Below are 613 nucleotides of genomic sequence, written 5' to 3'. Positions count from 1 at the left end.
AGCCACCTCTGAGTATGGTTTTCTGATCAGGCTTTGGTCAAGGGATTGGCCTTTTCTCCTCTCTTCTGAGCTGCTGCGGCCGAGCTGGCCTTGAAGCGGAAGCTGTCGTTTCCTGTTTCCAGGATATGGCAACGGTGGGTCAGGCGATCGAGCAAAGCCGTGGTCATCTTGGCATCACCGAAGACGGTTGCCCATTCGCTGAAGCTGAGGTTGGTCGTGATAATGACGCTGGTGCGCTCGTAGAGCTTGCTTAGCAGGTGGAAGAGCAACGCTCCCCCTGAGGCACTGAACGGAAGGTATCCCAATTCATCGAGGATCAGGAGATCGAGGCGAACCAGGGTCTCAGCGATCTGTCCTGCCTTGCCTTTGGCCTTCTCCTGTTCGAGCGCATTGACCAATTCGATGGTCGAGAAGAAGCGGACCTTCCGGCGGTGATGCTCGATCGCCTGGACCCCAAGGGCAGTCGCGACATGTGTTTTTCCTGTGCCCGGCCCACCGACGAGCACGATATTCTGCGCCCCGTCCATGAACTCGCATCGGTGCAGTTGGCGCACCGTCGCTTCGTTGATTTCGCTGGCGGCGAAGTCGAACCCGGAGATGTCCTTATAGGCTG

Annotated in this window: 1 protein-coding gene; it reads right to left on the bottom strand. The window is 57.6% G+C overall.

What is annotated here, in order from left to right; translation table 11 throughout:
• Window positions 1-26 precede the first annotated feature (26 nt).
• A partial coding sequence (gene istB / locus P9A16_RS35650) for an IS21-like element helper ATPase IstB (RefSeq protein WP_278026570.1) occupies window positions 27-613 on the bottom strand: 587 nt, incomplete at its 5' end.

Origin of the sequence: Shinella sp. 838 (assembly GCF_029623935.1) — a bacterium.
Taxonomy (GTDB): domain Bacteria; phylum Pseudomonadota; class Alphaproteobacteria; order Rhizobiales; family Rhizobiaceae; genus Shinella.
Note: the sequence above shows the minus strand (reverse complement) of the source record. Positions and strands in the feature narration are given on the sequence as shown.